Consider the following 21,547-nt stretch of genomic DNA (forward strand, 5'->3'; position numbering starts at 1 on the left):
GCCCGGGGGAGGAGCTCGCCCATGGACACCCGCTTCACTGCCGAACAGGAAGAAATCCGCCGCACGGTCAGGGAGTTGCTGCTCAAGCGGTGCGGGCCGGAGGAGGTGCGGGCCGCGGCCGGGACCCCCGCCGGATACGACAGCGCCCTCTGGGAGGCCCTCGCGCACCAGCTCGGACTGCCCGGGCTCGCCCTCCCCGAGGCGTACGGCGGTGTCGGCTGCTCGGTGACCGAACTCGCCCTGGCCTGCGAGGAGTCGGGGCGCGCCCTGGCTCCGTCCCCGCTGCTGTCCACGGCCGTGCTGGCCGCGCCGCTGATCCTGGCCCTCGGCACCGAGGCCCAGCGCGCCGAGCTGCTGCCCCGGATCGCGGCCGGGGAACTGACCGCGGCGCTCGCCGTGCCGGGGGCCGGCCTCGCCACCGCCCTCGCCCTGGTCGGCGACAACCGCGGGGACTGGGCGGGCGGCGGACGCGCCGGTGGCGTACAGGCCAGACGGTCCGACGGCGGGTGGCGCCTCTACGGACAGGCGTCCCAGGTGCTCGACGGACACAGTGCCGGGCTTCTGGTGGTGGCCGCCCACACCGGCGGCTTCGCCCGGTCGCGGACGCGGCTGTTCCTCGTACGGCCGGGAGAAGGCGGGGGAGGGGGAGCCGACGGGCTCGTCCGGGTGCGGCAGACGTCGCTGGACGCGACACGGCCCCAGGCGCGGATCGAACTGCGGGACGTGGCAGCCGAGTTGCTCGGCGACGAGGCCGCCGACGGTCCCGGCCCCGAGGCCGTCGATGTGCCCGGAGCGCTCGCCCGCGTCGGGGATGCGGCCGCCGCCGTCCTCGCCGTGGAAGCGGTCGGCGCCGCGGACCGCGCGCTGGAGCGGACGGTGGAGTACGTGCAGCAGCGGGAACAGTTCGGTCGGGCGATCGGTTCGTTCCAGGCGGTCAAACACCGGCTCGCGGATGTGTACGTCCAGGTGCAGGCGGCGCGCTCGGCGGCGTACTACGCGGCCTGGGCGAGCGGCACGGGCAGCGGTGAACGAGTGGCGGGCGCGGACGGCGGTGAAGGAGTGGTGGGCACGGGCAGCGGTGGACGGGTGGCGGGCGCGGACGGTACGGAGGGCGGTGAGCGGCCGGCCGCCGTAGCAGTGGACGAGCGGGGCGCAGGGCTCGAGCGGCCGGCCGCCGTGGGAGTGGGCGGGCGGGTCGGTGAGCCCGAGCAGTCGGCCGCCGCGGGGGCGGGCGAGCGGATCCGAGGGCTCGCGCGGCCGGCGGGCGAGCGGATCGGAGGCGGGCTCACGCAGCCGGCCGGCGCGGGGGCCGGCGCGGGGGCCGGCGGGCGGGTCGGTGGGCTTGCTCTCGCGCAGGCGCTGGAGGCGCTGCGCACCGCCGCCTCCGAAGGCATCCAGCTGCACGGAGGAGTCGGTTTCACCTGGGAGCACGAGGCGCATCTGTACTTCAAGCGGGCGTCGGGCGACGAGCTGCTGTTCGGGCCGGTGCACCGGCTGCGCGCGCACGCGGCGGACGCGGCGCGACTGTTCGACGCGGGAGAGGTGGCGGTCTGATGGCTCCGGGAGTCCGGCTGGTGCAGAAGGTGTCCTCGACCCGGACGTTCGCCCGGATCGCGCCGCATGTCGTCCCCGTCCTTGACCGTGCCGTGCACCGCCTGACCCGCGGCAAGGTGTTGCTCAGCGCCCAGATGCTGCCGGGCGTCGTCCTCACGGTGCGCGGTGCCAGGAGCGGTCTCCCTCGGCGGACGCCGCTGGCGTGCATGCCGGAGGGGGCGACTGGCGGTGCGGACCCGGACAGCTGGATTCTCGTCGGGTCCAACTTCGGCCGTACGGGCCACCCGGCGTGGACCGCCAACCTGCTGGCGCATCCGGAGGCCGAGGTCAGCTGGAAGGGGCGGGACGTGCCCGTCACGGCCCGCCTCCTGGAGGGGGACGAGCGGGCCGCCGTCTGGCAGGCGGCGCTGGCCTTCTGGCCGCCCTACGCCACGTACCAGGCGCGGATCAGCCGCGAGATCCGGCTGTTCCGGATCGTCCGGCGGTGATCGCAGTGCGGTGACTTGTTCCACCGGCGGTGATCGCGGTGCGGTGACTTGTTCCACCGGCGGTGATCGCGGTGCGGTGACTTGCTCCACCGGCGGTGATCGCGGTGCGGTGACTTGCTCCACCGACGCTGATCGCAGAGGGGCGAGTTGCTCCACCAGCAGGAACCCGCCGGTGTCCGGCACGGTTGCTCAAGAGTGGTCGCCCGCACAGCGCAGCCCGCCCGGCACACCCCGCACAGCGCAGCGGGCGGCAGCCCACCGGGGTGGACTGCCGCCCGCATGACAGGACTTGGGCCGGGCAGAAGGGGAGGAGTTACTTCGTCGGCTTCTTGCCCGTCACGCCGAGGTGCACCAACAGGGCCAGGTTCGGCTTGAGTTCAGCCTGCTTGACGCCCCACGACTGGAAGCCCTTCTGGTGCGAGGCGACCGCCGCGAGCATGGCGACGAGCGAACCGGCCATCGCCGCCGGGTTCACGTCCTTGTCGATCCTTCCCTTGGACTGGAGCTCGGTGATGGAGTCCGTCAGGGAGTTGTTCACGGAGTTCAGGATCTTCATACGGATCTTGTAGAATCGCTTGTCGCCCTCGGCGGCGCCCAGGTCGACGACGCGCAGGATCGCGTCGTTGCGCCGCCAGAACTCCAGGAAGCCGTCGACCAGTTCCTGCGCGGTGCTCCAGCCGGCCTTGCCGACCCAGGAGCGGCCCGCGAGCAGCTGGGTCAACCCGGCGCCCTCCGCCGCCATTTGCTCGGCGATCTCCAGGACGGCGCCCTCGACGTCCGGAAAGTACTGGTAGAAGGTCGCCGGGGAAGTGCCCGCCTTCCGGGCGACATCAATGACTTTGACGTCCCGGTAGGGCGACGAGCTGAGCATTTCGCTGAGGCAGTCGAGCAGCTTCTGCCTGGTCGCCTGCCCACGCCGTCCGGCGACACGGCCGTCGACGGTACGCACTTGTCCTGTCATGCCGTCAGCTTACCGAGGGGTGATCGGAGCGCGATTCGGCCGACTGCAAATGGGGAGTGGGCCTCTTTCCGAGGGGCGGTGAACGGGCCGCGCCCACCGTGCGCGGGGCGTGAGGGGCCATTAGCTTGGCGGCATGGCCGAATCCACGGCATCTGCCGCATCTGGCGCATCCGCCCCGTTCGCGGAGGGCGCCCCCTGCTGGGTCGACGCCCAGCTCTCCGACGTCGAGGCGGGCAAGCGCTTCTACGGTGACCTCTTCGGGTGGACCTTCGAGGCGGCGTACAGCACTCCTCGTATTCCGCGGGTCCCCCGGGATCCTCGGGACGCCACCGCGGAGCGGAGCAGCTCCGTCTGGGCGTACCGCGACGGAGAGTCCGTGGCGGCCCTCGTGCCCAAGCGGGACGGACGGATGCCCACGGTGTGGACGGTGTACTTCGCCACCCCCGACGCGGCAGCCCTCGTCGAGCGGATCCGCACGGCCGGCGGGCAGGTGATCACGGAAGCCGTGCCGGTGGACTCCCTCGGTACGTCCGTGCTGGCCGCGGACCCGCAGGGTGCCGTCTTCGGCCTCTGGCAGCCCGACAGCCACCCCGGCTTCGGCCGGCACCACGAGCCGGGCTCCTTCTGCTGGGCCGAGCTGTACGACCGGGAGCCGGCCGACGACTTCTACGAGGAGGTCTTCGACAGCGGCAGACAGCCCGACGTGGGCCGCGCCGCCGTGTCCGACGTCTTCCCCGTCGAGATGCCGCCGCACTTCCTCGTCCATTTCGGGGTACCGGAGTGCGAGGCCGCGCTGGAGACCGTGCAGCGGCTCGGCGGCCGGGTCCAGAAGGCACCGTTCGACACCTCGTACGGAAGGGTGGCCGTGGTCACGGACAATCAGGGGGCGTCGTTCGCGGTGCTGCAACGCTGAGACGAGCTCCCGCTCGGGCGTTCCACCATCCGGCCGCCGCTTCTCAGGAGACGTGCGGCATGGTTTTGTCCTGAGACACCCCGATCCGCCCCCGGGTTCGCAACCAGTCGCCCGGACAGGAAGAATCAGGGTGCGTGCCGCCATGGCGGTTCGGTGGTGAGACGCTGCACGGGGCCGCGTTCATACGTGGATGACGTGGCCCGTACGGGGAGGTGGCAGGCAAGTGGTGGATCAGCTGACGCAGCACGATCCGCGGCGGATCGGGCCGTTCGAGGTGCTGGGACGGCTGGGTGCGGGCGGCATGGGGCTGGTCTATCTCGCGCGCTCGGCGTCCGGCCGGCGCGTGGCGATCAAGACGGTCAGGACGGAGCTCGCCGAGGACCAGCTGTTCCGGGTCCGCTTCACCCGCGAGGTCGAGGCGGCGCGCGCCGTGTCCGGCTTCTACACGGCGGCCGTGGTCGACGCCGACCCGCGGGCCGCGGTGCCGTGGCTGGCCACCGCCTATGTGCCCGCGCCCTCGCTCGAGGAGATAGTGAATGAGTGCGGGCCCCTGCCGGCCCAGGCGGTGCGGTGGCTCGCGGCGGGGGTGGCCGAGGCCCTCCAGTCCATCCACGGCGCCGGTCTCGTCCACCGCGACCTCAAGCCGTCGAACGTGCTCGTCGTCGAGGACGGCCCCCGCGTCATCGACTTCGGCATCGCGTCCGGCGTCTCCAACACCCGTCTGACCATGACGAACGTCGCCGTCGGCACGCCCGCGTACATGTCGCCCGAGCAGGCGAAGGACTCGCGCAGCGTCACCGGTGCGAGTGATGTCTTCTCGCTCGGCTCGATGCTCGTCTTCGCCGCCACCGGCCACGCCCCCTTCCACGGTGCGAACCCGGTCGAAACGGTCTTCATGCTGCTGCGCGAGGGCCCGGACCTGGAGGGTCTTCCCGAGGAGCTGCGCCCGCTCATCGAGTCCTGCATGCAGATGGAGGCGACCGGCCGCCCGAACCCGGCCGATCTCCAGGCCCAGCTGGCACCGCACCTCTTCGGCTCCGGCTCCGACGACAGCGGTACGGCGTCGGCGTGGCTGCCCGAGCGCGCGGTGGGCCTGATCGAGACGCGCCGCGGTGGCCGTCCGCCCGTGAAGCCGTCCACGTCGGGCCGCAGCGGCGGACGGGGCAGTGTCGCCGCGCCCCCCATGGTGCCGCCCGTCCCACAGCACGCTCCCGCGCCCCTGTCCGTCGGGGCGCCCGACACCGGCCCGGTGCGGCTGGCCGGCGCCCGGGTGCCGATCGGGCCCGGTCCCCGGGTCGCGGACGCCCGCGCCGCCGCGGTGAAGGCGCCTCCTCCGGAGGCCGGCCTCGCCGCGTCCTGGTCCCGCCCGCGCGCCGGCGTGAACGGCGCCGACCCCGCGCCCACCGTCGCGCCCGCGCCCCCGGAAGCGCCCGCCGGCTGGCGGCCGTGGCGTTTCCGCATGTCGAACGACGTCTGGGGGACGCCCGTCGTCGCCGACGACCTCGTCTACGTCACCTCCTTCGAGGTCCACGCGCTGGACGTGGCCACGGGCCGGCGCCGCTTCAAGACGCGGGACGTCGCCTGGTCGATGGCGGTCGCGGACGGCCGTATCCACGCCTCCGACGGCCCCACGCTCTTCGCCTTGGACGCCCGGGAGGGCGCCGACCTCTGGCGGCTGTCCGCCGACGCGTGGGTGTACTCCCTCAAGGCCGACCGCGGCACCGTCGTCACCGGCACCCGTGGCGGCGGCGTCCAGGCCTGGGAGGCCGGCAACGGCCAGAAGCTGTGGGAGATCTCCGGCGCCCAGACCGACTTCGAGTCCCCGGAGGCCGGGCCCGCCGTCCACGACGGCACGGTCTACGTGTGGAAGGACGCGCGGCTGCGTGCCCTGGAGGCCCGCACCGGCGAGGAGCGCTGGTCGTACCCCATCGGTGACGCGGCCTCCTGCGGTGGCGTCCCCGTCCGGCTGACCCACGCCTCCGACGGCTATGTGTACGTCTCCGCCGGCACCCGGGTCCTCGCCATCGACGTGTCGAGCGGCCACGTCCGCTGGCACTTCGAGGCACCCGCCGTCTTCCTCTGCCCGCCCACCTTCGCGCCGGGGCCCGCGGTGACCGGCGGCGGTGTCTACCTCGCCGACTACCTCGGCACCGTGTACGCGCTCGACGCCACCGACGGCCGCGACCGGTGGCGCATCGCCACCGAGTCCCGCTCCTCCATCGAGCCCGTCCTGGTCTCCACCGGCCACGTCCACGTCGGCAGCGGCAAGGGCCTCTACACCCTCGACGCGGTCACCGGCACGCCCAAGTGGCGCTTCCAGGCCGGCGGCGACATCGTCGGCGCCCCCGCCGTCGCCGAGGGCCGCATCCACTTCGGCTCCACCGACCACCTCCTCTACACCCTCAAAGCCGACGACGGCCGCCTCCGCTGGAAGCTCGCCACCGGCGGCGAGATCACCGGCGCCCCCCTCGTCAAGGACGGCGTCGTCTACGCCTGCAGCAAGGACCGCTGCGTGTACGCCCTGGACGCGGAGAAGGGCACGGGGACGGCCCGGACGGGGTGAGGTGACTCCGGCCCAGACGGGGTGATGCGACTCCGGCTGGGGCGGGCGGAGGCTGCCCGTGCGGGCGGGAGCGTTTAAGCGGGCCTGGGCGAAGGCTTTTCTGCCCGTGTGGGCGGGCGCTTTTCAGACAGCCTGGGCGAAGGCTTTTCTGCCCGCGTGGGCGGGAGCTTTTCAGGCAGCCCGGGGGAGAGATTTCAGCCCGTCCGGCGTTTGAGGACGAGGCCGTTCAGGCCGATAGGGGGTCTGGGGGCGGAGCCCCCGGGCGTGACCGGAACCGACGTCACCCCTGATCCCCCGGCGGCCGCCGCCACGTGGCGGTGGGCGCATCCGACCCCGGCCGCTCGCCGGACTCCCACTCCCGAGGCCGCTCCTCGTACGGCGCCTGCTCCCCAGGCCCGTACGGCCCCGACCGATCCCCGGGCTCAGGCTCCGCCGGCCGCAACCGGCGATCGCGACCCAGGCGACCCCCGCCCCGCCCCCGCATCAGGACCGCCGCGATCAGCAGCAGCACACCGCCTCCGAAGGCAGTCGCGACCCCCACACCGAGCCCGTTCCCGTTGCTGTCGACGGTCAGACCGCTCTCCGCCTGCCCGACACGCACCATCCACAGGACGGTGAAGGCGAGCACGATCACGCCTGCCAGGGCAACCAGCGATCGCGAGCGCAGCAGAATCCCGGCGAGCGTGACGACCGCCGCGACGACGAAGGGCAGGAGGACCGAGCCGAACAGCGCGGCACGGACGTCCGTGACCCCGGACCCGGAGAACAGGTCGCCCAGGCGGTAGTACCGCCCGAGACGGCCGTCGTACCAGGCACGGAAGGGGCTCCAGACGGCGGCCGCCGCTCCAATGAGCGCGAGCACCGACCCGAGTACGTTGCGAACCATACGAGGGGCCTCCTCACAGCTCTCGCTCACGACGCTACGCCCGCCACGCGGTACCCGCCACGCGGTGTGACTCGTGTGACTGGCGTCAGTAGGGTGACGGAATGCAAAAACGGGGGCGCAGGCTCAAATTCACAGCGGTACTGGCCATGGTGGTGCTCGCCCTGACGGGGTTTTCCTCGGGGCGCGGTCACGGAAGCCGGCACAGCAGCGGAGGCGGGGGCGGCTGCAGCAGCTCCAGCCAGAACCACGACAGTTCGTCGTCGTCGACGTCGAGCGGCGGCTCGTACAGCTCAGGCTCGACGACATCGGGATCGACCGACGACTACGACGACCCGTACGACGACAGCACCAGCAGTAGCAGCACCGGAAGCACCGGAAGCACTGGCAGCAGCGGCAGTTCCTACAACCGGCGTCCGACCCACCGCTCCACCTCCTCCAGCGGCACGAGCACCCTGGAGGACGGCACGGCGAAGCTGATCAGCTGCGCGACCAAGAAGAAGCCGTACGCGACCGTCGAGGTCACGAACCCGAACTCGCGCAAGGCCACCTTCGCGACCTCGGTCACCTTCAAGGACGAGGCGGACATCTGGATCACCGACGAGTACGCGGAGGTCACCGTGCCCGCGAAGGGCAAGGCGACCGTCCGTGTGGAGGTCGGCGGCTCGGGCCTGATCGACTCGGTCGACCACTGCGAGGTCGACCGGCTGGCCACAACGGGGAGTTGACGCCAGCGCGACCGGTCACCGACCGCACCCGCGGGGTGCGGTCACGAGCCGGCCGCCGCCCGCAACCCCCAGGTACCCGCAGCCGCGTACGCGCGGAAGGGGCCGTGCCGGTACATCAAATGCCCGTCGCCATACGCGAGTACGGGCAACGTCGGCGCTCCCGGGAACAGAAGAACCGGTAGGGCGACGGGCGGATGTACCGGCACGGACCCGCCCACCCACCGGCACCGGGCGCACGACGGTCAGTCCGGACTCACCGCACCCGAAAGCCGTCCGGCCGTCGCGCGGCGAACAGTTCCGCCTGCCGTTCCGGGGCCAGATTGCCGAGCGTGATGAGGTGCGGCGCCTGCGCGAAGGCGTGGGCGCGCGCTGCCTCCCGTGCCGTCCACAGGGCGCGGACCGTGCCCTGCACAGCCCCCGGAGGGTAGGAGGCGATGACCGTCGCGCAGTGCACGGCCGCCTCCAACGCGGCACCGGGCGCCGTCAGTTCGGACACCAGTCCGACCTCGTAGGCCCGCCGCGCGGAGACCCGTTCGGCGGTCCCCATGAGCGCCATCCGAGCCGCCTCCCCGTACGGCATCCGCAACGCCATGTGCACGGACTCATAGGCGCTGACCATGCCGTACGTCGTGTGCGAATCGAAGAACGTGGCGGTCTCGTCCGCGACGACGAACTCCGCCTCACCCAGCAGATAGAACGCCCCACCGCAGGCCATTCCCTGGACCGCGGCGATGAGCGGCTTCCACAGGTCGTTCGCCTTCGGCCCGATCGCGAGGAGCGGATCGTCCATCATGTACGGGGAGTTGGGCTGCGCCACGTCCACGCCCCGGTCGATGCCCGTGCAGAAGGCCCGCTCACCCGCGCCGGTGACGACGACGGCCCGTACGGAGTCGTCGAACCGGAACTCCCGCCAGGCGGCCGCCAGTTCGGCCGCCGTGGCGAGGTCGATCGCGTTGAGCCGCTCCGGCCGGTCGAGGGTGAGGACGGCCACGCCGCTGTCCTTGTCGATGCTGACGCGCAGGCCGCCGCTCATGACCGCTCCAGCACCCAGCGGGGCAGGCACACCCCGGCGGACCCCAAGCCGTCACCGCCTCCGCTTCCGCCTCCGCCTCCGCTTCCGATTTCGGTGTCGGCCTGCGTGAAGACGACCTGCACCCGCGCCCCGATCCGGATCCGCTCCGGATCGACCGAGTTGAGAGGCGCGTCGGGCCCGCTGACCAGATTCCCCACGAGCCGGATCCGCGGAGCCTCGGCGAGTTCCACCACGATCGCGTTGTACGGCGCCTGCTCCGCGTAGGCCGGCAGCAGCGGCGGATGCGGGACGACGTACGACCAGATCCGGCCCCGTCCGCTCATCCGGCGCCACTCGCTGTCGAAGGAGTGGCAGTGCGGGCAGCAGGGGCGGGGCGGGAAGCGGAGCTCGCCGCAGTCGGGGGCGGCGCAGGCCTGGACGCGGAGTTCACCGCGGGCCGTGTACCGCCAGAAGGGGGCTCCGTCGTCGTCGGGGACGGGAGAGAGGAGCGTGTCGCTGGTGGCCGTCATGTCGGCTCCTTAGGCCCTGAGGAGCAGGGCGGAGGTCGGGACCCCTTCCCCGGCCGTGACCAGGCAGGTGGCGGCGCCGGGGACTTGGGCGGTGCTCGTGCCGCGCAGTTGCTTCACGCCCTCGTTGATGAGGTTGAAGCCGTGCACGTACGCCTCCGAGAGGCCACCGCCGCCGGTGTTGAGCGGCAGCCGCCCGCCTATTTCGAGCGCGCCCCCCTCGGTGAACGCCCCGCCCTCGCCGCGGGCACAGAAGCCGTAGCCCTCCAGGGAGAGCGGTATGAGGGGGGTGAAGGCGTCGTAGATCTGGGCGACGTCCACGTCCTCCGGGGTGATGTCGGAGTGCTTCCATAGGTGGCGCGCGGCGGTCCAGGCGGGGCCGGTGAGGGGGTCGTCGTTCCAGTAGTTGACCATGCCGTGGTGCTGGGCGGGCAGGCCCTGGGCGACGGAGTGGATGTAGGCGGGCCGCTGCCGGCAGTCGCGCGCCCGCTCGGCCGAGACGATGACGCAGGCCAACGCCCCGTCCGTTTCCAGGCAGTTGTCGAAGAGGCAGAGCGGCTCGCTGATCCAGCGGGAGGTCATGTACATCTCGCGGGTCAGCGGGCGCTCGTACATCAGGGCGGCGGGATTCTGGTTGGCCCGGTTGCGGCAGGCGAGCGCGACGTGGAACAGGTGGTCGCGGGTGGCGCCGTACTCGTGCATGTAGCGGCGGGCGAGCATGGCGATCTCGTCGGCCGGGCGGAGCAGGCCGAAGGGCCGGGTCCACTGGGCGGGGGTGGGGAGTTGGACGGTGGTGTTCTTCCAGGGCCGGGGACCGCTGCCGCGCTTGCGTGACCGCCAGGCGACACCGACCGTGGCCTGCCCGGTGGCGACGGCGGCGGCGAGATGGGCGACGGTGGCACAGGAACCGCCGCCGCCGTAGCCGACTTTGCTGAAGTGGGTGAGGTCGCCGAAGCCCAGCGCCTTGGCCACCTCCACCTCGTCGGTCTCCTCCATGGTGTAGGAGGCGAGACCGTCGACCTCGGCGGGTGCGATGCCGGCGTCGTCGAGCGCGGCGAGGATGGCCCGGCAGGCCAACGCCTTTTCGGACTCCGGGAGTTGCTTGGCGAAGGCCGTCTGTCCGATGCCGACGATCGCGGTGGCGTCCTTGATCCCGGCGGAGTGTCCGGACCGGCGGGACGGTGACCGGCGGCGCGCGGGGCTCGCGTCACCGCCGGGCGCGGGCCCGGCGACCTGCTGTCCCGCCCCGGTGTCCGTACCCGTACCTGCTGCCAGGCCCGCACGCGCGGCCCTGCTCGCCCTTGCTGCTCCGGTCGTGCCCGTCGCCCTGATCCCCGCCATGGGTCCACCTCCGCACGCCGTCCCGGCTGCTGACAGGGCGTCAGGCTACAGCTAATCTGACGGGTAGTCAGCTAGTGGTGTCGGGGTCGTGGGGAGGCGTGCGATGCGCGGGGACCTGGAGTGGGGCAGCATCCCGGGACTGGTACGGGCCGCGGCCGAGCGGTACGGCGACGCCGAGGCGGTCGTCGAGGGCCGTACCCGCGTCTCGTACGCGGAGTTGGGCGCGCGCGTGGAGCGGGCGACGGCGGCCTGTCTGGCGAACGGGGTGCGGCTCGGTGACCGGGTGGCGATCTGGGCGCCCAACACCCTGGACTGGATCGTCTCCGCACTGGGTGCCGTCTGTGCCGGCGCGGTCCTGGTCCCGCTGAACACCCGCTTCAAGGGGGCGGAGGCGGCGTACGTCCTGTCCCGGAGCCGGGCGAAACTGCTGTTCGTGACGGGCACGTTCCTCGGGACGTCGTATGTGGCGTCGCTGCGGCGGGCCGCGGGGGAGGGGGACGGGCCCGGACCGCTGCCGGGGCTGCCGCATCTGGAGCAGGTGGTCGTGCTCTCGGACGACGCCCCGGCCGACTTCCGTACCTGGAAGGACTTCCTGGCCGGCGGGGAGGGGGTGGGACCGGCCGAGATCCGGGCGCGGAGCGAGGACGTCACCGGCTCCTCCGCCTCGGACATCGTCTTCACGTCCGGGACGACGGGGCGCCCCAAGGGAGCGGTGATCACCCACGCGCAGACGCTGCGCGCGTACGCCATGTGGTGCGAACTGTCCGGTCTGCGCGAGGGGGACCGCTATCTGATCGTGAACCCCTTCTTCCACACGTTCGGCTACAAGGCCGGGATCGTGGCCTGTCTGATGCGGGGCGCGACGATGATCCCGCAGCCGGTGTTCAACGTGGACACGGTCCTCGCGAACGTCGCCGCGGAGCGCATCTCGGTCCTGCCGGGCCCGCCCACGCTCCACCAGTCCCTCCTGGACCACCCGTCCCGGGACGCGTACGACCTGTCGGCGCTGCGGCTGGTGGTGACCGGTGCGGCGGTGGTCCCGCTGCGGCTGGTGGAGCGCCTCAAGACGGAGCTGAAGATCGGCACGGTCCTGACGGCGTACGGGCTCTCCGAGGCGAGCGGCATCGTCACGATGTGCCGGCGCGGGGACGCGCCGCCGGTGATCGCCGCGACGTCGGGACGCGCCCTTCCGGGCACGGAGGTACGGGTCGTGGACGCGTCCGGCGCCACCGTCGAGGCCGGCTCCCCCGGCGAGATCCTGGTCCGCGGCTTCAACGTCATGCGGGGCTACTTCGAGGACGCCCTCGCCACCGACGCCGTACTGAGCCCCGACGGCTGGCTGCGCACCGGCGACGTCGGCGTACTGGACCGCGACGGCAATCTGCGCATCACCGACCGCATCAAGGACATGTTCATCGTCGGCGGCTTCAACGCCTACCCCGCCGAGATAGAGCAGCTCCTCGGCCTCCACCCCGACGTGGCCGACGTCGCCGTCATCGGCATCCCCGACCCCCGCCTCGGCGAGGTCGGCAAGGCCTACGTCGTCCGCCGCCCCACCTCCACCCTCACCGCCGACGACCTGATCGCCTGGTCCCGCCGCGAGATGGCCAACTACAAGGTCCCCCGCACAGTGGAATTCGTACGCGAACTCCCGCGCAACGCGAGCGGGAAGGTGGTGAAGGGGGAGTTGCGCACCAGGACCTAGCCGTCCTCGGACGTGATGTGGGTGTTGTCCGTGTGGGCCACACCGGTGTCCTGCGCGGGGGTGCCGGCGAACGTCGGTGCCGAGGTGCCGGCGACGGTGGCCGCGGCGAGCGCGAGCGCGAGGGTGATCAGGGTCTTCCTGGTGCGGGTCATGGCGACTCCTGTGGCTGAGAGGGCGCGTCCGGACGGCGGGTGTCCACCACGGCAGGGGGTCCGGACGTCGGACGCGCCCGCCACGGCGGCGGATCCGGCGTCCGGACGCGCCCGCCGCGGTGGCGGATCCGGCGTCCGGACGCGCTCACCACGGCGCGCGGGTCCGGATGCCGGGTGTCCGCCACGGCTGGTGCATTCGGATGCCGGGTGCCCCCCGGCGCCCGGCATCAACAGACATCGCGCCGCACACACTTCGGCCGCGGCGGCTCCCCCTCCGCGCCGCCGCGGCCGATCCCCGTGTGGGTGAAGGTCTAGCTGGGCTCGGACGTCACGTGCGTGTTGTCCGGCGTGGTCTCGCCGTCGTCCTCGTCGGTCACGTGCGTGTTCAGCGGCTTGATCGGGCTGCTGGTCACGTGGGTGTTGAGCGGCCTGATGTCCCCCGCGTCCGCCTCCCCGCCCGTGACGTGGGTGTTGTCGGGTCCGACGACCGGGCCGTCCTTCTCCGTGGCGCTCATGTTGCTGCCTCCCCTGTTGTGGCACTGGCTGGACTTCGAGAGCCCGTCCGGCTGTTCCCCCGTGAACGGCCGGACGGGCCACTCGGGTCGCCCACCCTGAACTGCGAGCGAGGCGACCTTCACCGGCGGTCCGTCTGCCCCCCGACGCGACGGATCGACAAGGAAAAGACTGCCTGACCGCGATAAACGAACGATGAACGCCCTGACGGACCGCCTACGCAGCCGCGATCGGCGTCAGGTGTGTGCGGACCTCGGCGGCCTCCGGCGAGCCCAGCTTCTCGTAGATCTCGAGGGCTTCGCGCCAGCAGACCTGGGCCCGGCCGGACTGGCCGATGCCTTCCAGGGCCCTGCCAAGGACCGTCAGGACGTTGCCGCGGCGCCACTCGCCGCCGATGCCCCGCAGCACCGTCAGGGCCATCTCGGCGTTGCTCGCCGCCCGCGCCGGTTTGCGGGCGTCCAGGTCGACCTCGGCGAGCCGGCACAGGGCCATGCCCTCCCACAGCCGCTGCCGGCTGCCGCGGAAGATGCGCAGCGCCTCCTCCAGCTGCGCGGTGGCGTCCGCATGCTGCCCGCTCTTGCCGAGGGCCATCCCCAGGGCATAGCGGCCGTTGGCCACCCGGAGGGAGTGCCCCAGGGTCTCGTAGATCTCGGTGCCCTGGCGGGCGAGGACGACGGCGCTGTCGGCGCGGCCGGCGGCGAGGTGCAGGCGCGAGAGGTTGCACAGGGGGCTGGCCGAGCCGGCCATGTCGCCGCAGCCGCGGAACCTCTCGATGGCCCGGCTGAAGTGCCCTTCGGCGTCCTCGTGACGGTTCTGGTAGAAGGCGATGCTGCCGAGGATGTTCGCGGCCCAGCAGGTGGGCAGCGGGTCGTCGGCTGCCTCGGCGAGCTGGAGCGCCTGCTGCGCCTCCCGGTACGCCTGGTCGAACACCCCGGAGAAGAGACGGGCGTTGCTCAGGACGACGCAGGCCCGGCCCTCCGCGCGGGTGTCCGCCGTCTGCCGGGCGGCGTCACGCAGCGCCGCCGCGGCGGCCTCGTACTCCTTGGAGTTGGCCCCCGACTCGGCCAGGTCCACAGCCGCCCACAGCAGGTCGATCGCGCGGCGCAGGGTCCCGGGGCCGGCCGACTGCCGGACGCAGGCGAGCAGGGGTACGGCCTCGGAATAGAGCCAGTCCCAGGAGGCCTGCCGGTTCGCGAAGGCAAGGCCCGGTGTGCCGGTCGGCTCCAGGTGGTCCACCAGCCGGTCCCCGGGGCGCTCGATCGCGTACACGCCCGCGGCCGTGGCCAGGTAGAAGTCGAGGAGGCGGGAGAGCGCGGCGTCGCGCTCGGTGGGGGGATGTTCGTCGCGCTCGGCGCAGGCACGCGCGTAGAGGCGGACGAGGTCGTGGTAGCGGTAGCGGCCGGGGGCGGCGGACTCCAGCAGGGACGTGTCGACGAGGGACTCCAGGAGGTCCTCCGTCTCCTCGACGGGGAGGTCCAGCACCGCGGCGGCGGCCGCCAGTGAGATGTCCGGGCCGTCGGCCAGGCCCAGCAGCCGGAAGGCGCGGGCCTGGGCCGGCTCGAGCTGGCCGTAGCCGAGTTCGAAGGTGGCCTTGACGGCCAGGTCGCCGGCCTGGAGTTCGTCCAGCCGGCGGCGCTCGTCAGCGAGCTTCGCGGCCAGCACCGAGACGGTCCAGGTGCGGCGCGCGGCCAGCCGGGAGGCGGCGATGCGGATGGCGAGGGGGAGGAAGCCGCAGGCGGCGACCACGTCGAGCGCGGCCTCGCGTTCCGACGCCACCCGCTCCACGCCGACGATCTTCGTGAAGAGCTGGAGTGCCTCCTCGGGAGACATGACGTCGAGGTCCACGAGGTGCGCCCCGGCCAGGTCCACCATCCGTATCCGGGAGGTGACCAGCGCCGCGCATCCCTCGGTGCCGGGCAGCAGCGGCCGTACCTGCGCGGCGTCCCGGGCGTTGTCCAGCAGGACCAGCACCCGGCGGCCGTCCAGCACCGAGCGGTAGAGGGCGGAGCGCTCCTCCAGGGAGTCGGGGATGGCGGAGTCCGAGGTGCCGAGGGCCCGCAGGAACGCGCCCAGCACCGTCTCCGGCTCCGCGGCCCGCGCCCCGGCGCCCTGGAGGTCCACGTACAGCTGCCCGTCGGGGAAGGCCCCGCGCGCCTGGTGCGCCACGTGCACGGCGAGGGTGGTCTTGCCCACGCCCCCGATCCCGGCCAGGGCGGAGACCGCCATCACCCGCCCCTCGGCGGACGCGAGCACGTCGCCGAGCTCGGACACGAAGGACGCCCGGCCGGTGAAGTCCGGGACCGTCGCCGGGAGTTGTGCGGGCCGTACGGGTGCGGAGGCCGGCTCGGCGGCCGGCGCCGAGGGTTCCGCGAGGCCGGGGTCCGCCTGGAGGATGCGCTGCTGGAGCTCCTTCAGACCGGCCCGGGGGTCGACGCCGAGCTCGTCGGCGAGCAGGCGCCGGGTGTCCGCGTACACGGCGAGGGCCTCCGCCTGGCGGCCCGAGCGGTACAGCGCGAGCATCAGCAGCTCGCGCAGCCGCTCCCGGAGCGGATGCGCGGCCGTGAGGACCGTCAGCTCGGACACCGCCTCCGCGTGGCAGCCCTGCTCCAGGTCCATGTCGAGGCGGGATTCGAGCAGTTGCAGACGCCACTCGTCCAGGCGGGTGCGCTGGTGGTCCGCGTACGGGCCGGGGATGCCGGCCAGCGGCTCCCCGTCCCACAGCGCCAGTGCCTCGTTCAGCAGGCCGCGGGCCTGGCACAGGCCGCCGGTGTTCTTCGCCTTCTCGGCGTCGGTGGCGAGCTGCTGGGCGCGGGCGAGGTCTAGTGCGCCGGGTTCGGGCAGGCGCAGGGCGTACCCGCCGGACTCGCTCACCAGCACACCGGGGTTCAGGACCTTGCGGAGCCGGGAGGCGTACGTACGGACGGCGGCCAGCGCCTGGGACGGCGACTCCTCGCCCCACAGGGCGTCGATGAGCTCGGCGGCCGTCGCCGTACGGCCCTCGCGGAGCAACAGCGCGGCGAGCAGGGCGCGTTGCTGCGGGGAACCCATGGGCAGGGACTCCGCCCCGCGCCAGGCGCGCACCGGGCCGAGCACGCCGAAGCGCAGCGCCGCCGAGTTCTCGGGGCCCCGCTGCTCCGGCACTCGCGGTACACCGTCCATCGCTGTCCCCCTGCCGACCGTCATGACAACGAGGCCAGTTTGCCTTGTTCATGGCGGATGCGTCAGCCGTGGGAGACGGCGATCACAGGGGCGTGGGCGCTACACCACAAGGTCCTCACAAGCTCTCCCCACACATCCGCACACAGTCGACCACCGCGGACGGGAATACGGGCGATCCCGCGAGGGGGGCCACGGCCTGGCCCACGACTAGCTGACGACCCGTCAGATCAGCGCTACCGTGGGCCGTATGGAGACCACGGAAAGCACGGAGAGTCCCTCAGTCGCCTTCCCGAAGATCATCTCGGTGGACGACCACACGGTGGAGCCCCCGGACGTCTGGCGGGACCGGCTCCCGGCGAAGTACCAGGACAGCGGCCCGCGTATCGTCCGTGCGCCCCTGAAGGAAATGACCTTCCTGGGCGGCAAGTTCGCGCCCGTCATGGGCAGCCCCGGCGACGACGGTCCGATCGGCGACTGGTGGGTGTACGAGGATCTGCACCGGCCGCTGACCCGTCTCGACACCGCCGTCGGCTACTCGCGCGACGAGATCAAGCTCGAAGTCATCACCTACGAGCAGATGCGCCCGGGCTCGTACGACGTCCCGCAGCGGCTGGCGGACATGGACGTCAACCACGTCCAGTCGGCGCTCTGTTTCCCGACCTTCCCCCGCTTCTGCGGTCAGACGTTCACCGAGGCCAAGGACCGCGAGCTGGGGCTGCTGGGGGTGCGGGCCTACAACGACTGGATGGTGGAGGAGTGGTGCGGCCCGGCGGCCGGGGGCCGGCTGATACCCCTGACGCTGATCCCGCTGTGGGACGCCCGGCTGGCGGCGGAGGAGGTACGGCGCAACGCCGCCCGGGGCGTCCGCGCGGTGGCCTTCTCCGAGATACCGCCCCACCTGGGGCTGCCCTCCGTCCACACCGACGACTGGGACCCCTTCCTCGCCGCCTGCGACGAGACCGGCACGGTCATCGCCATGCACATCGGCTCCAGCAGCCGTATGCCCTCGACCTCCGCCGACGCCCCGCCCGCCGTCGGCTCCACCATCACCTTCGCCAACTGCTGCTTCTCGATGGTCGACTGGCTGATGAGCGGGAAGTTCGAGCGCTTCCCGAATCTGAAGGTCATGTACGCCGAGGGGCAGATCGGGTGGATTCCCTACATCCTGGAACGCGCCGATGTGGTCTGGGAGGAGAACCGGGGATGGGGCGGGGTCGCCGACAAGGTCCACCGGCCGCCGTCCGAGCTCTTCACCGAGCACGTCTACGGCTGTTTCTTCGACGACGCCTTCGGGCTCAGGAACCTCGACGCGATCGGTGTCGGCAACGTCCTGTACGAGACCGACTACCCGCACTCCGACTCCACCTGGCCCAAGTCCCGCGAGGTCGGCGAGGCGCAGATGGGCCACCTGGACGCGGACGTCGTCGACCGGATCGTACGGCGCAACGCCATCGAGCTGCTGGGCCTGACGGACGACGGCCTCTGGGCGCAGTGAAGGGGTGGACCGGAGAACCGGCCCGCCGGCCGGCGGGCGCCGTGAAAGCTCGCACGCCTCTTGTCTGACGACCCGTCAGCAAGGAGCATTGCTTGCCTGCGATGTGACGGTCCGTCAGATAAGGGGTGCGTGCCCATGTGGGTGTTGCCGGAAGGGCGACTGGCGTACGGGATGCAACTCCCCGTCCAGTCGCAGAGCACCATCTACGCGGAGGGCTGGGAGGCCGAGGCAGGCCCGGACGACCTCGTCGAGATCGCCCGTACCGCCGACCGGGCCGGCTTCGCGTACCTCGCGAGCTGCGACCACGTCGCCATCCCGCGCCGGCTCGCGGGCGCCATGAGCACCATCTGGTACGACCCCGTCGCCACCCTCGCCTTTCTGGCGGGCGTGACCGAACGGGTGCGGCTGCTCAGCCATGTCGCGATCGTCGGGCTGCGGCACCCGCTGGTCACCGCCAAGCAGTACGCGACCCTCGACCACCTCGCCGGCGGCCGGCTGGTCCTCGGGGTCGGCGCCGGGCACGTACAGGAGGAGTTCGAGGCGCTGGGGGTGGACTTCGAGCGCCGGGGTCCGGTGCTCGACGAGTCCATCGACGCCCTGCGCGCCGCGCTCGGGCCGGATGAATACCCCGTCCACCACGGCAAGTTGTACGACTTCGAAGGGCTCGGCCAGCGGCCGCGCCCCGCGCAGGAGCGGATCCCGGTCTGGGTCGGCGGGTCCTCGCCCGCCGCCGTGCGCCGGGCCGCCGTCCGGGGTGACGGCTGGCTGCCGCAGGACGATCCCCGTGACCGGCTCCCGGACCAGATCGCCCGGCTGCACCGCCTCCGGGCCGAGGCGGGCGTCACCGACCCCATCGCCGTCGGGGCCATCACCGAGCCGCTGTACGTGGGCGCGCCCGGCTGGGACGTCGGGCGGCGCACGCTCAGCGGCTCGCCGGACGCGCTCGCCGAGTCGCTCAGGGCGTACCGGGCGATGGGGGTGCACCAGATCCAGGTGCGGTTCCGCAGCCGCAGCCGGGCCGAACTCACCGACCAGATGGCCGCGTTCGGCGCCGGAGTCGCGCCGCACCTCGACTGAAGCCGTGACTTCCCTCGCCGAACTCGCCGAACTCGCCGAACTCGTCGAACTCGTCGACCGGATGGCCGCGTTCGGCGCCGGGGTCGCGTCCCACCTCGACTGAAGCCGTGTCCCACCTCACTCAGGGAGTCATGCCATGGGCAAGCTCGACGGACGGGTCGTCCTCATCACCGGCGCGGCGCGCGGGCAGGGTGAGCAGGAGGCGCGGCTCTTCGTCGCGGAGGGCGCGCGGGTCGTCATCGCGGACGTGCTGGACGACCAGGGGGAGGCGCTGGCGAAGGAGCTGGGGGCGCGGTACGTCCACCTGGACGTGAGCCAGGAGGCCGACTGGCACGCGGCCGTCGCCGCCGCCGGGAGCGCGTACGGACGGATCGACGGGCTCGTCAACAACGCCGGCATCCTGCGCTTCAACGAGCTGGTCAGCACGCCCCTCGACGAGTTCCAGCAGATCGTGCAGGTCAACCAGGTCGGGGTCTTCCTGGGGATCAAGTCGGTGGCGCCGGAGATAGCGGCCGCGGGCGGCGGGACCATCGTGAACACCGCCTCGTACGCGGGACTGACCGGGATGGCGTACGTGGGCGCGTACACGGCGACCAAGCACGCCATCGTCGGGCTGACCCGGGTGGCCGCCCTCGAACTGGCCGGCCGGAAGATCCGCGTCAACGCCGTCTGCCCGGGTGCCATCGACACGGCGATGAGCAACCCGTCGCAGCTCGACCCGGCCGCGAACAGCGAGGAGACCTCCCAGGCGCTCGACGAGCTGTACAGCAAGCTCGTGCCGCTCGGGCGGATCGGACAGCCGGAGGAGGTGGCCAAGCTTGCCCTCTTCCTCACCAGCGAGGACTCCTCGTACATCACCGGGCAGCCCTTCGTGATCGACGGCGGCTGGCTGGCGGGCGTGAGCGTTATCTGACAGGGCGTCAGCTATTGACGGTCCATGGGTGCGGTGCAACAGTCGGCGCAGAGAATCTGACGGTACGTCAGCTAAGACGTGGGGACGGTGAACCTCCTTGGAATTCGGGCTCTTTGTACAGGGATACGTGGGCAAGCGCGCCGAGACGGATCCACTCGCGGAGCACAAGGCGCTGATGGAGGAGACCGAGTACGTCATCCAGGCGGACCAGTCCGGCTTCAAGTACGTCTGGGCGTCCGAGCACCACTTCCTGGAGGAGTACTCGCACCTCTCGGCGAACGACGTCTTCCTCGGATACCTCGCCCACGCCACCGAGCGCATCCACCTCGGCTCCGGGATCTTCAACCCGCTCGCCCAGGTCAACCACCCGGTGAAGGTCGCCGAGAAGGTCGCCATGCTCGACCATCTCAGCGAGGGACGCTTCGAGTTCGGGTCCGGACGCGGCGCGGGCTCGCACGAGATCCTCGGCTTCATACCGGGCGTCACCGACATGAACTACACCAAGGAGATCTGGGAAGAGACCATCGCCGAGTTCCCGAAGATGTGGCTCCAGGAGGAGTACGTCGGGTTCCAGGGCAAGCACTGGCAGCTGCCGCCGCGCAAGATCCTGCCCAAGCCGTACGGGAAGTCGCACCCCGCGATGTGGTACGCCGCCGGGTCGCCGCCCTCGTACGCCATGGCCGCCCGCAAGGGGCTCGGGGTGCTCGGCTTCAGTGTGCAGAAGGTCTCCGACATGGAGTGGGTCCTCGAGCAGTACAAGACGGCGATCGTCGAGGCCGAGCCGGTCGGGGACTTCGTCAACGACAACGTGATGGTGACGTCGACGGCGATCTGCGCGCCGACGCACGCGGAGGCCGTGCGGATCGCGGCCGGCGGTGGACTGCACTATCTGCAGTCGCTCGTCTTCCGCTACCACGACACCTTCCCGCGGCCCGAGGGCTTCCCCGTGTGGCCCGAGACGCTCCCCGAGTTCAACGAGGAGATCATCGAACTCCTCATCGCCGAGGAGCTGTTGATCTGCGGCGACCCGGACGAGGTGCTCACGCAGTGCAAGCGGTGGGAGCAGGCGGGGGCCGATCAGCTGTCCTTCGGGATGCCGATCGGGATCTCGCGGGAGGACACGTTGCAGTCGATCAAGCTGATCGGGGAGCACGTGATTCCGAAGATCGATACGGATCCTGTGCACCGGACCTCGCGGTTCCGGCAGTCGGCCTGACGGGTCGCGTTGCTGGTTTTTGCGGGGGCGGTCCTTGTGGGTGGGGCTCCCTGTCGGGTGCGGGTGCGGGTGCGGGTGTGTGGGGGCTGGGCGCGCAGTTCCTCGCGCCCCTGACCCCTTCGGGGTCGGGTTTGGCCCTGGCGGGCCGGGAGTCGCTTGGCTGCGGGTGTGTGGGGGCTGGGCGCGCAGTTCCCCGCGCCCCTGACCCCTTCGGGGTCTTGCCCCTGACGGGGCGGGAGTCGCTTGGCTGCGGGGGAGTGGGGGCTGGGCGCGCAGTTCCCCGCGCCCCTGACCCCCTTCGGGGGCTTGTCCCTGGCGGGGCTCTGGTGAGGGATGTGAGGGAAGGG

18 protein-coding genes are annotated in these 21,547 nt (G+C 72.1%); 10 read left to right on the plus strand and 8 right to left on the minus strand.

Going from position 1 to position 21,547, the window contains the following annotated elements; translation table 11 throughout:
* The first annotated feature begins 21 nt into the window (after nucleotides 1–21).
* A complete protein-coding gene (locus ACFVYF_RS10315; RefSeq protein ID WP_389453809.1) occupies nucleotides 22–1,554 on the plus strand; it encodes an acyl-CoA dehydrogenase family protein in 1,533 nt (510 codons plus the stop codon).
* Nucleotides 1,554–2,042 (plus strand): nitroreductase family deazaflavin-dependent oxidoreductase, encoded by a 489-nt coding sequence (locus ACFVYF_RS10320; protein ID WP_389453812.1) that lies wholly within the window; start codon nucleotides 1,554–1,556, stop codon nucleotides 2,040–2,042. The genes ACFVYF_RS10315 and ACFVYF_RS10320 overlap by 1 nt, the downstream gene beginning before the upstream one ends.
* A gap of 313 nt (nucleotides 2,043–2,355) precedes the next feature.
* On the opposite strand, the gene ACFVYF_RS10325 is transcribed toward ACFVYF_RS10320, so the two are convergent.
* Entirely contained in the window at nucleotides 2,356–3,003 is a 648-nt protein-coding gene (locus ACFVYF_RS10325; RefSeq protein ID WP_389453815.1) for a TetR family transcriptional regulator, read from the minus strand.
* Nucleotides 3,004–3,136: 133 nt separating this feature from the next.
* Here ACFVYF_RS10325 and ACFVYF_RS10330 point away from each other — a divergent pair, with 133 nt between their 5' ends.
* Together ACFVYF_RS10330 and ACFVYF_RS10335 are read left to right on the plus strand one after the other, a co-directional pair.
* Nucleotides 3,137–3,916 (plus strand): VOC family protein, encoded by a 780-nt coding sequence (locus tag ACFVYF_RS10330; RefSeq protein WP_389453818.1) that lies wholly within the window; start codon nucleotides 3,137–3,139, stop codon nucleotides 3,914–3,916.
* Nucleotides 3,917–4,139: 223 nt separating this feature from the next.
* Complete coding sequence (locus tag ACFVYF_RS10335) at nucleotides 4,140–6,479, plus strand: PQQ-binding-like beta-propeller repeat protein (RefSeq protein WP_389453821.1); 2,340 nt, start codon at nucleotides 4,140–4,142, stop codon at nucleotides 6,477–6,479.
* Between the two features lie 280 nt (nucleotides 6,480–6,759).
* Here ACFVYF_RS10335 and ACFVYF_RS10340 read toward each other — a convergent pair whose 3' ends face one another.
* A complete protein-coding gene (locus ACFVYF_RS10340) occupies nucleotides 6,760–7,365 on the minus strand; it encodes a hypothetical protein (protein ID WP_389453824.1) in 606 nt (201 codons plus the stop codon).
* Nucleotides 7,366–7,466: 101 nt separating this feature from the next.
* Here ACFVYF_RS10340 and ACFVYF_RS10345 point away from each other — a divergent pair, with 101 nt between their 5' ends.
* Nucleotides 7,467–8,090 carry a hypothetical protein gene (locus ACFVYF_RS10345; RefSeq protein WP_389453827.1) on the plus strand — a complete coding sequence of 208 codons (624 nt, stop codon included), beginning with the start codon at nucleotides 7,467–7,469 and terminating at the stop codon, nucleotides 8,088–8,090.
* Between the two features lie 253 nt (nucleotides 8,091–8,343).
* Here the strand turns inward: ACFVYF_RS10345 and ACFVYF_RS10350 are convergent, their stop codons facing one another.
* From ACFVYF_RS10350 to ACFVYF_RS10360, 3 genes are read right to left on the minus strand one after another with little or no spacing between them, the layout of a single operon-like run.
* Nucleotides 8,344–9,123, minus strand: a complete 780-nt coding sequence (locus tag ACFVYF_RS10350) for an enoyl-CoA hydratase/isomerase family protein (protein WP_389453830.1) — start codon at nucleotides 9,121–9,123, stop codon at nucleotides 8,344–8,346.
* A complete protein-coding gene (locus ACFVYF_RS10355) occupies nucleotides 9,120–9,632 on the minus strand; it encodes a Zn-ribbon domain-containing OB-fold protein (protein WP_389453833.1) in 513 nt (170 codons plus the stop codon). The genes ACFVYF_RS10350 and ACFVYF_RS10355 overlap by 4 nt, the downstream gene beginning before the upstream one ends.
* Nucleotides 9,633–9,641: 9 nt before the next feature.
* A complete protein-coding gene (locus tag ACFVYF_RS10360) occupies nucleotides 9,642–10,970 on the minus strand; it encodes a lipid-transfer protein (protein ID WP_389453836.1) in 1,329 nt (442 codons plus the stop codon).
* Between the two features lie 103 nt (nucleotides 10,971–11,073).
* Here ACFVYF_RS10360 and ACFVYF_RS10365 point away from each other — a divergent pair, with 103 nt between their 5' ends.
* Nucleotides 11,074–12,675 (plus strand): FadD3 family acyl-CoA ligase, encoded by a 1,602-nt coding sequence (locus tag ACFVYF_RS10365; RefSeq protein ID WP_389453839.1) that lies wholly within the window; start codon nucleotides 11,074–11,076, stop codon nucleotides 12,673–12,675.
* Here the strand turns inward: ACFVYF_RS10365 and ACFVYF_RS10370 are convergent.
* From ACFVYF_RS10370 to ACFVYF_RS10380, 3 genes are all read right to left on the minus strand, one after another.
* A complete protein-coding gene (locus tag ACFVYF_RS10370; RefSeq protein WP_389453841.1) occupies nucleotides 12,672–12,827 on the minus strand; it encodes a hypothetical protein in 156 nt (51 codons plus the stop codon). The genes ACFVYF_RS10365 and ACFVYF_RS10370 overlap by 4 nt on opposite strands.
* A gap of 311 nt (nucleotides 12,828–13,138) precedes the next feature.
* Nucleotides 13,139–13,342: a hypothetical protein gene (locus tag ACFVYF_RS10375; protein ID WP_389453844.1), complete on the minus strand. Its 204-nt coding sequence runs from the start codon at nucleotides 13,340–13,342 to the stop codon at nucleotides 13,139–13,141.
* Between the two features lie 214 nt (nucleotides 13,343–13,556).
* Complete coding sequence (locus tag ACFVYF_RS10380) at nucleotides 13,557–16,499, minus strand: BTAD domain-containing putative transcriptional regulator (RefSeq protein ID WP_389453847.1); 2,943 nt, start codon at nucleotides 16,497–16,499, stop codon at nucleotides 13,557–13,559.
* Between the two features lie 247 nt (nucleotides 16,500–16,746).
* Between ACFVYF_RS10380 and ACFVYF_RS10385 the strand changes: the two genes are divergently transcribed.
* The 4 genes from ACFVYF_RS10385 (at nucleotide 16,747) to ACFVYF_RS10400 (ending at nucleotide 21,200) form a co-directional block, all read left to right on the plus strand.
* The gene (locus ACFVYF_RS10385; RefSeq protein WP_389453850.1) at nucleotides 16,747–17,994 is read left to right on the plus strand and encodes an amidohydrolase family protein; all 1,248 of its coding nucleotides are present in this window, start codon (nucleotides 16,747–16,749) and stop codon (nucleotides 17,992–17,994) included.
* Nucleotides 17,995–18,129: 135 nt separating this feature from the next.
* On the plus strand, nucleotides 18,130–19,071 hold the full coding sequence (locus ACFVYF_RS10390) for an LLM class F420-dependent oxidoreductase (RefSeq protein WP_389453853.1): 942 nt from the start codon (nucleotides 18,130–18,132) through the stop codon (nucleotides 19,069–19,071).
* Between the two features lie 136 nt (nucleotides 19,072–19,207).
* Nucleotides 19,208–19,984 carry an SDR family NAD(P)-dependent oxidoreductase gene (locus tag ACFVYF_RS10395; RefSeq protein ID WP_389453856.1) on the plus strand — a complete coding sequence of 259 codons (777 nt, stop codon included), beginning with the start codon at nucleotides 19,208–19,210 and terminating at the stop codon, nucleotides 19,982–19,984.
* Nucleotides 19,985–20,081: 97 nt separating this feature from the next.
* Complete coding sequence (locus ACFVYF_RS10400) at nucleotides 20,082–21,200, plus strand: LLM class flavin-dependent oxidoreductase (RefSeq protein WP_389453859.1); 1,119 nt, start codon at nucleotides 20,082–20,084, stop codon at nucleotides 21,198–21,200.
* Nucleotides 21,201–21,547 lie beyond the last annotated feature (347 nt).

Origin of the sequence: Streptomyces sp. NPDC058274 (assembly GCF_042881375.1) — a bacterium.
Taxonomy (GTDB): domain Bacteria; phylum Actinomycetota; class Actinomycetes; order Streptomycetales; family Streptomycetaceae; genus Streptomyces.

Excerpts from the sequence above, each read along its gene's own strand:
- ACFVYF_RS10315 (WP_389453809.1), top strand. The coding sequence starts at position 22 with ATGGACACCCGCTTCACTGCCGAACAGGAAGAAATCCGCCGCACGGTC.
- ACFVYF_RS10360 (WP_389453836.1), bottom strand. The coding sequence starts at position 10,970 with ATGGCGGGGATCAGGGCGACGGGCACGACCGGAGCAGCAAGGGCGAGC.
- ACFVYF_RS10395 (WP_389453856.1), top strand. The coding sequence starts at position 19,208 with ATGGGCAAGCTCGACGGACGGGTCGTCCTCATCACCGGCGCGGCGCGC.
- ACFVYF_RS10325 (WP_389453815.1), bottom strand. The coding sequence starts at position 3,003 with ATGACAGGACAAGTGCGTACCGTCGACGGCCGTGTCGCCGGACGGCGT.
- ACFVYF_RS10375 (WP_389453844.1), bottom strand. The coding sequence starts at position 13,342 with ATGAGCGCCACGGAGAAGGACGGCCCGGTCGTCGGACCCGACAACACC.
- ACFVYF_RS10365 (WP_389453839.1), top strand. The coding sequence starts at position 11,074 with ATGCGCGGGGACCTGGAGTGGGGCAGCATCCCGGGACTGGTACGGGCC.
- ACFVYF_RS10330 (WP_389453818.1), top strand. The coding sequence starts at position 3,137 with ATGGCCGAATCCACGGCATCTGCCGCATCTGGCGCATCCGCCCCGTTC.
- ACFVYF_RS10370 (WP_389453841.1), bottom strand. The coding sequence starts at position 12,827 with ATGACCCGCACCAGGAAGACCCTGATCACCCTCGCGCTCGCGCTCGCC.
- ACFVYF_RS10355 (WP_389453833.1), bottom strand. The coding sequence starts at position 9,632 with ATGACGGCCACCAGCGACACGCTCCTCTCTCCCGTCCCCGACGACGAC.
- ACFVYF_RS10380 (WP_389453847.1), bottom strand. The coding sequence starts at position 16,499 with ATGGACGGTGTACCGCGAGTGCCGGAGCAGCGGGGCCCCGAGAACTCG.
- ACFVYF_RS10385 (WP_389453850.1), top strand. The coding sequence starts at position 16,747 with ATGGAGACCACGGAAAGCACGGAGAGTCCCTCAGTCGCCTTCCCGAAG.
- ACFVYF_RS10390 (WP_389453853.1), top strand. The coding sequence starts at position 18,130 with ATGTGGGTGTTGCCGGAAGGGCGACTGGCGTACGGGATGCAACTCCCC.
- ACFVYF_RS10350 (WP_389453830.1), bottom strand. The coding sequence starts at position 9,123 with ATGAGCGGCGGCCTGCGCGTCAGCATCGACAAGGACAGCGGCGTGGCC.
- ACFVYF_RS10340 (WP_389453824.1), bottom strand. The coding sequence starts at position 7,365 with ATGGTTCGCAACGTACTCGGGTCGGTGCTCGCGCTCATTGGAGCGGCG.
- ACFVYF_RS10320 (WP_389453812.1), top strand. The coding sequence starts at position 1,554 with ATGGCTCCGGGAGTCCGGCTGGTGCAGAAGGTGTCCTCGACCCGGACG.
- ACFVYF_RS10345 (WP_389453827.1), top strand. The coding sequence starts at position 7,467 with ATGCAAAAACGGGGGCGCAGGCTCAAATTCACAGCGGTACTGGCCATG.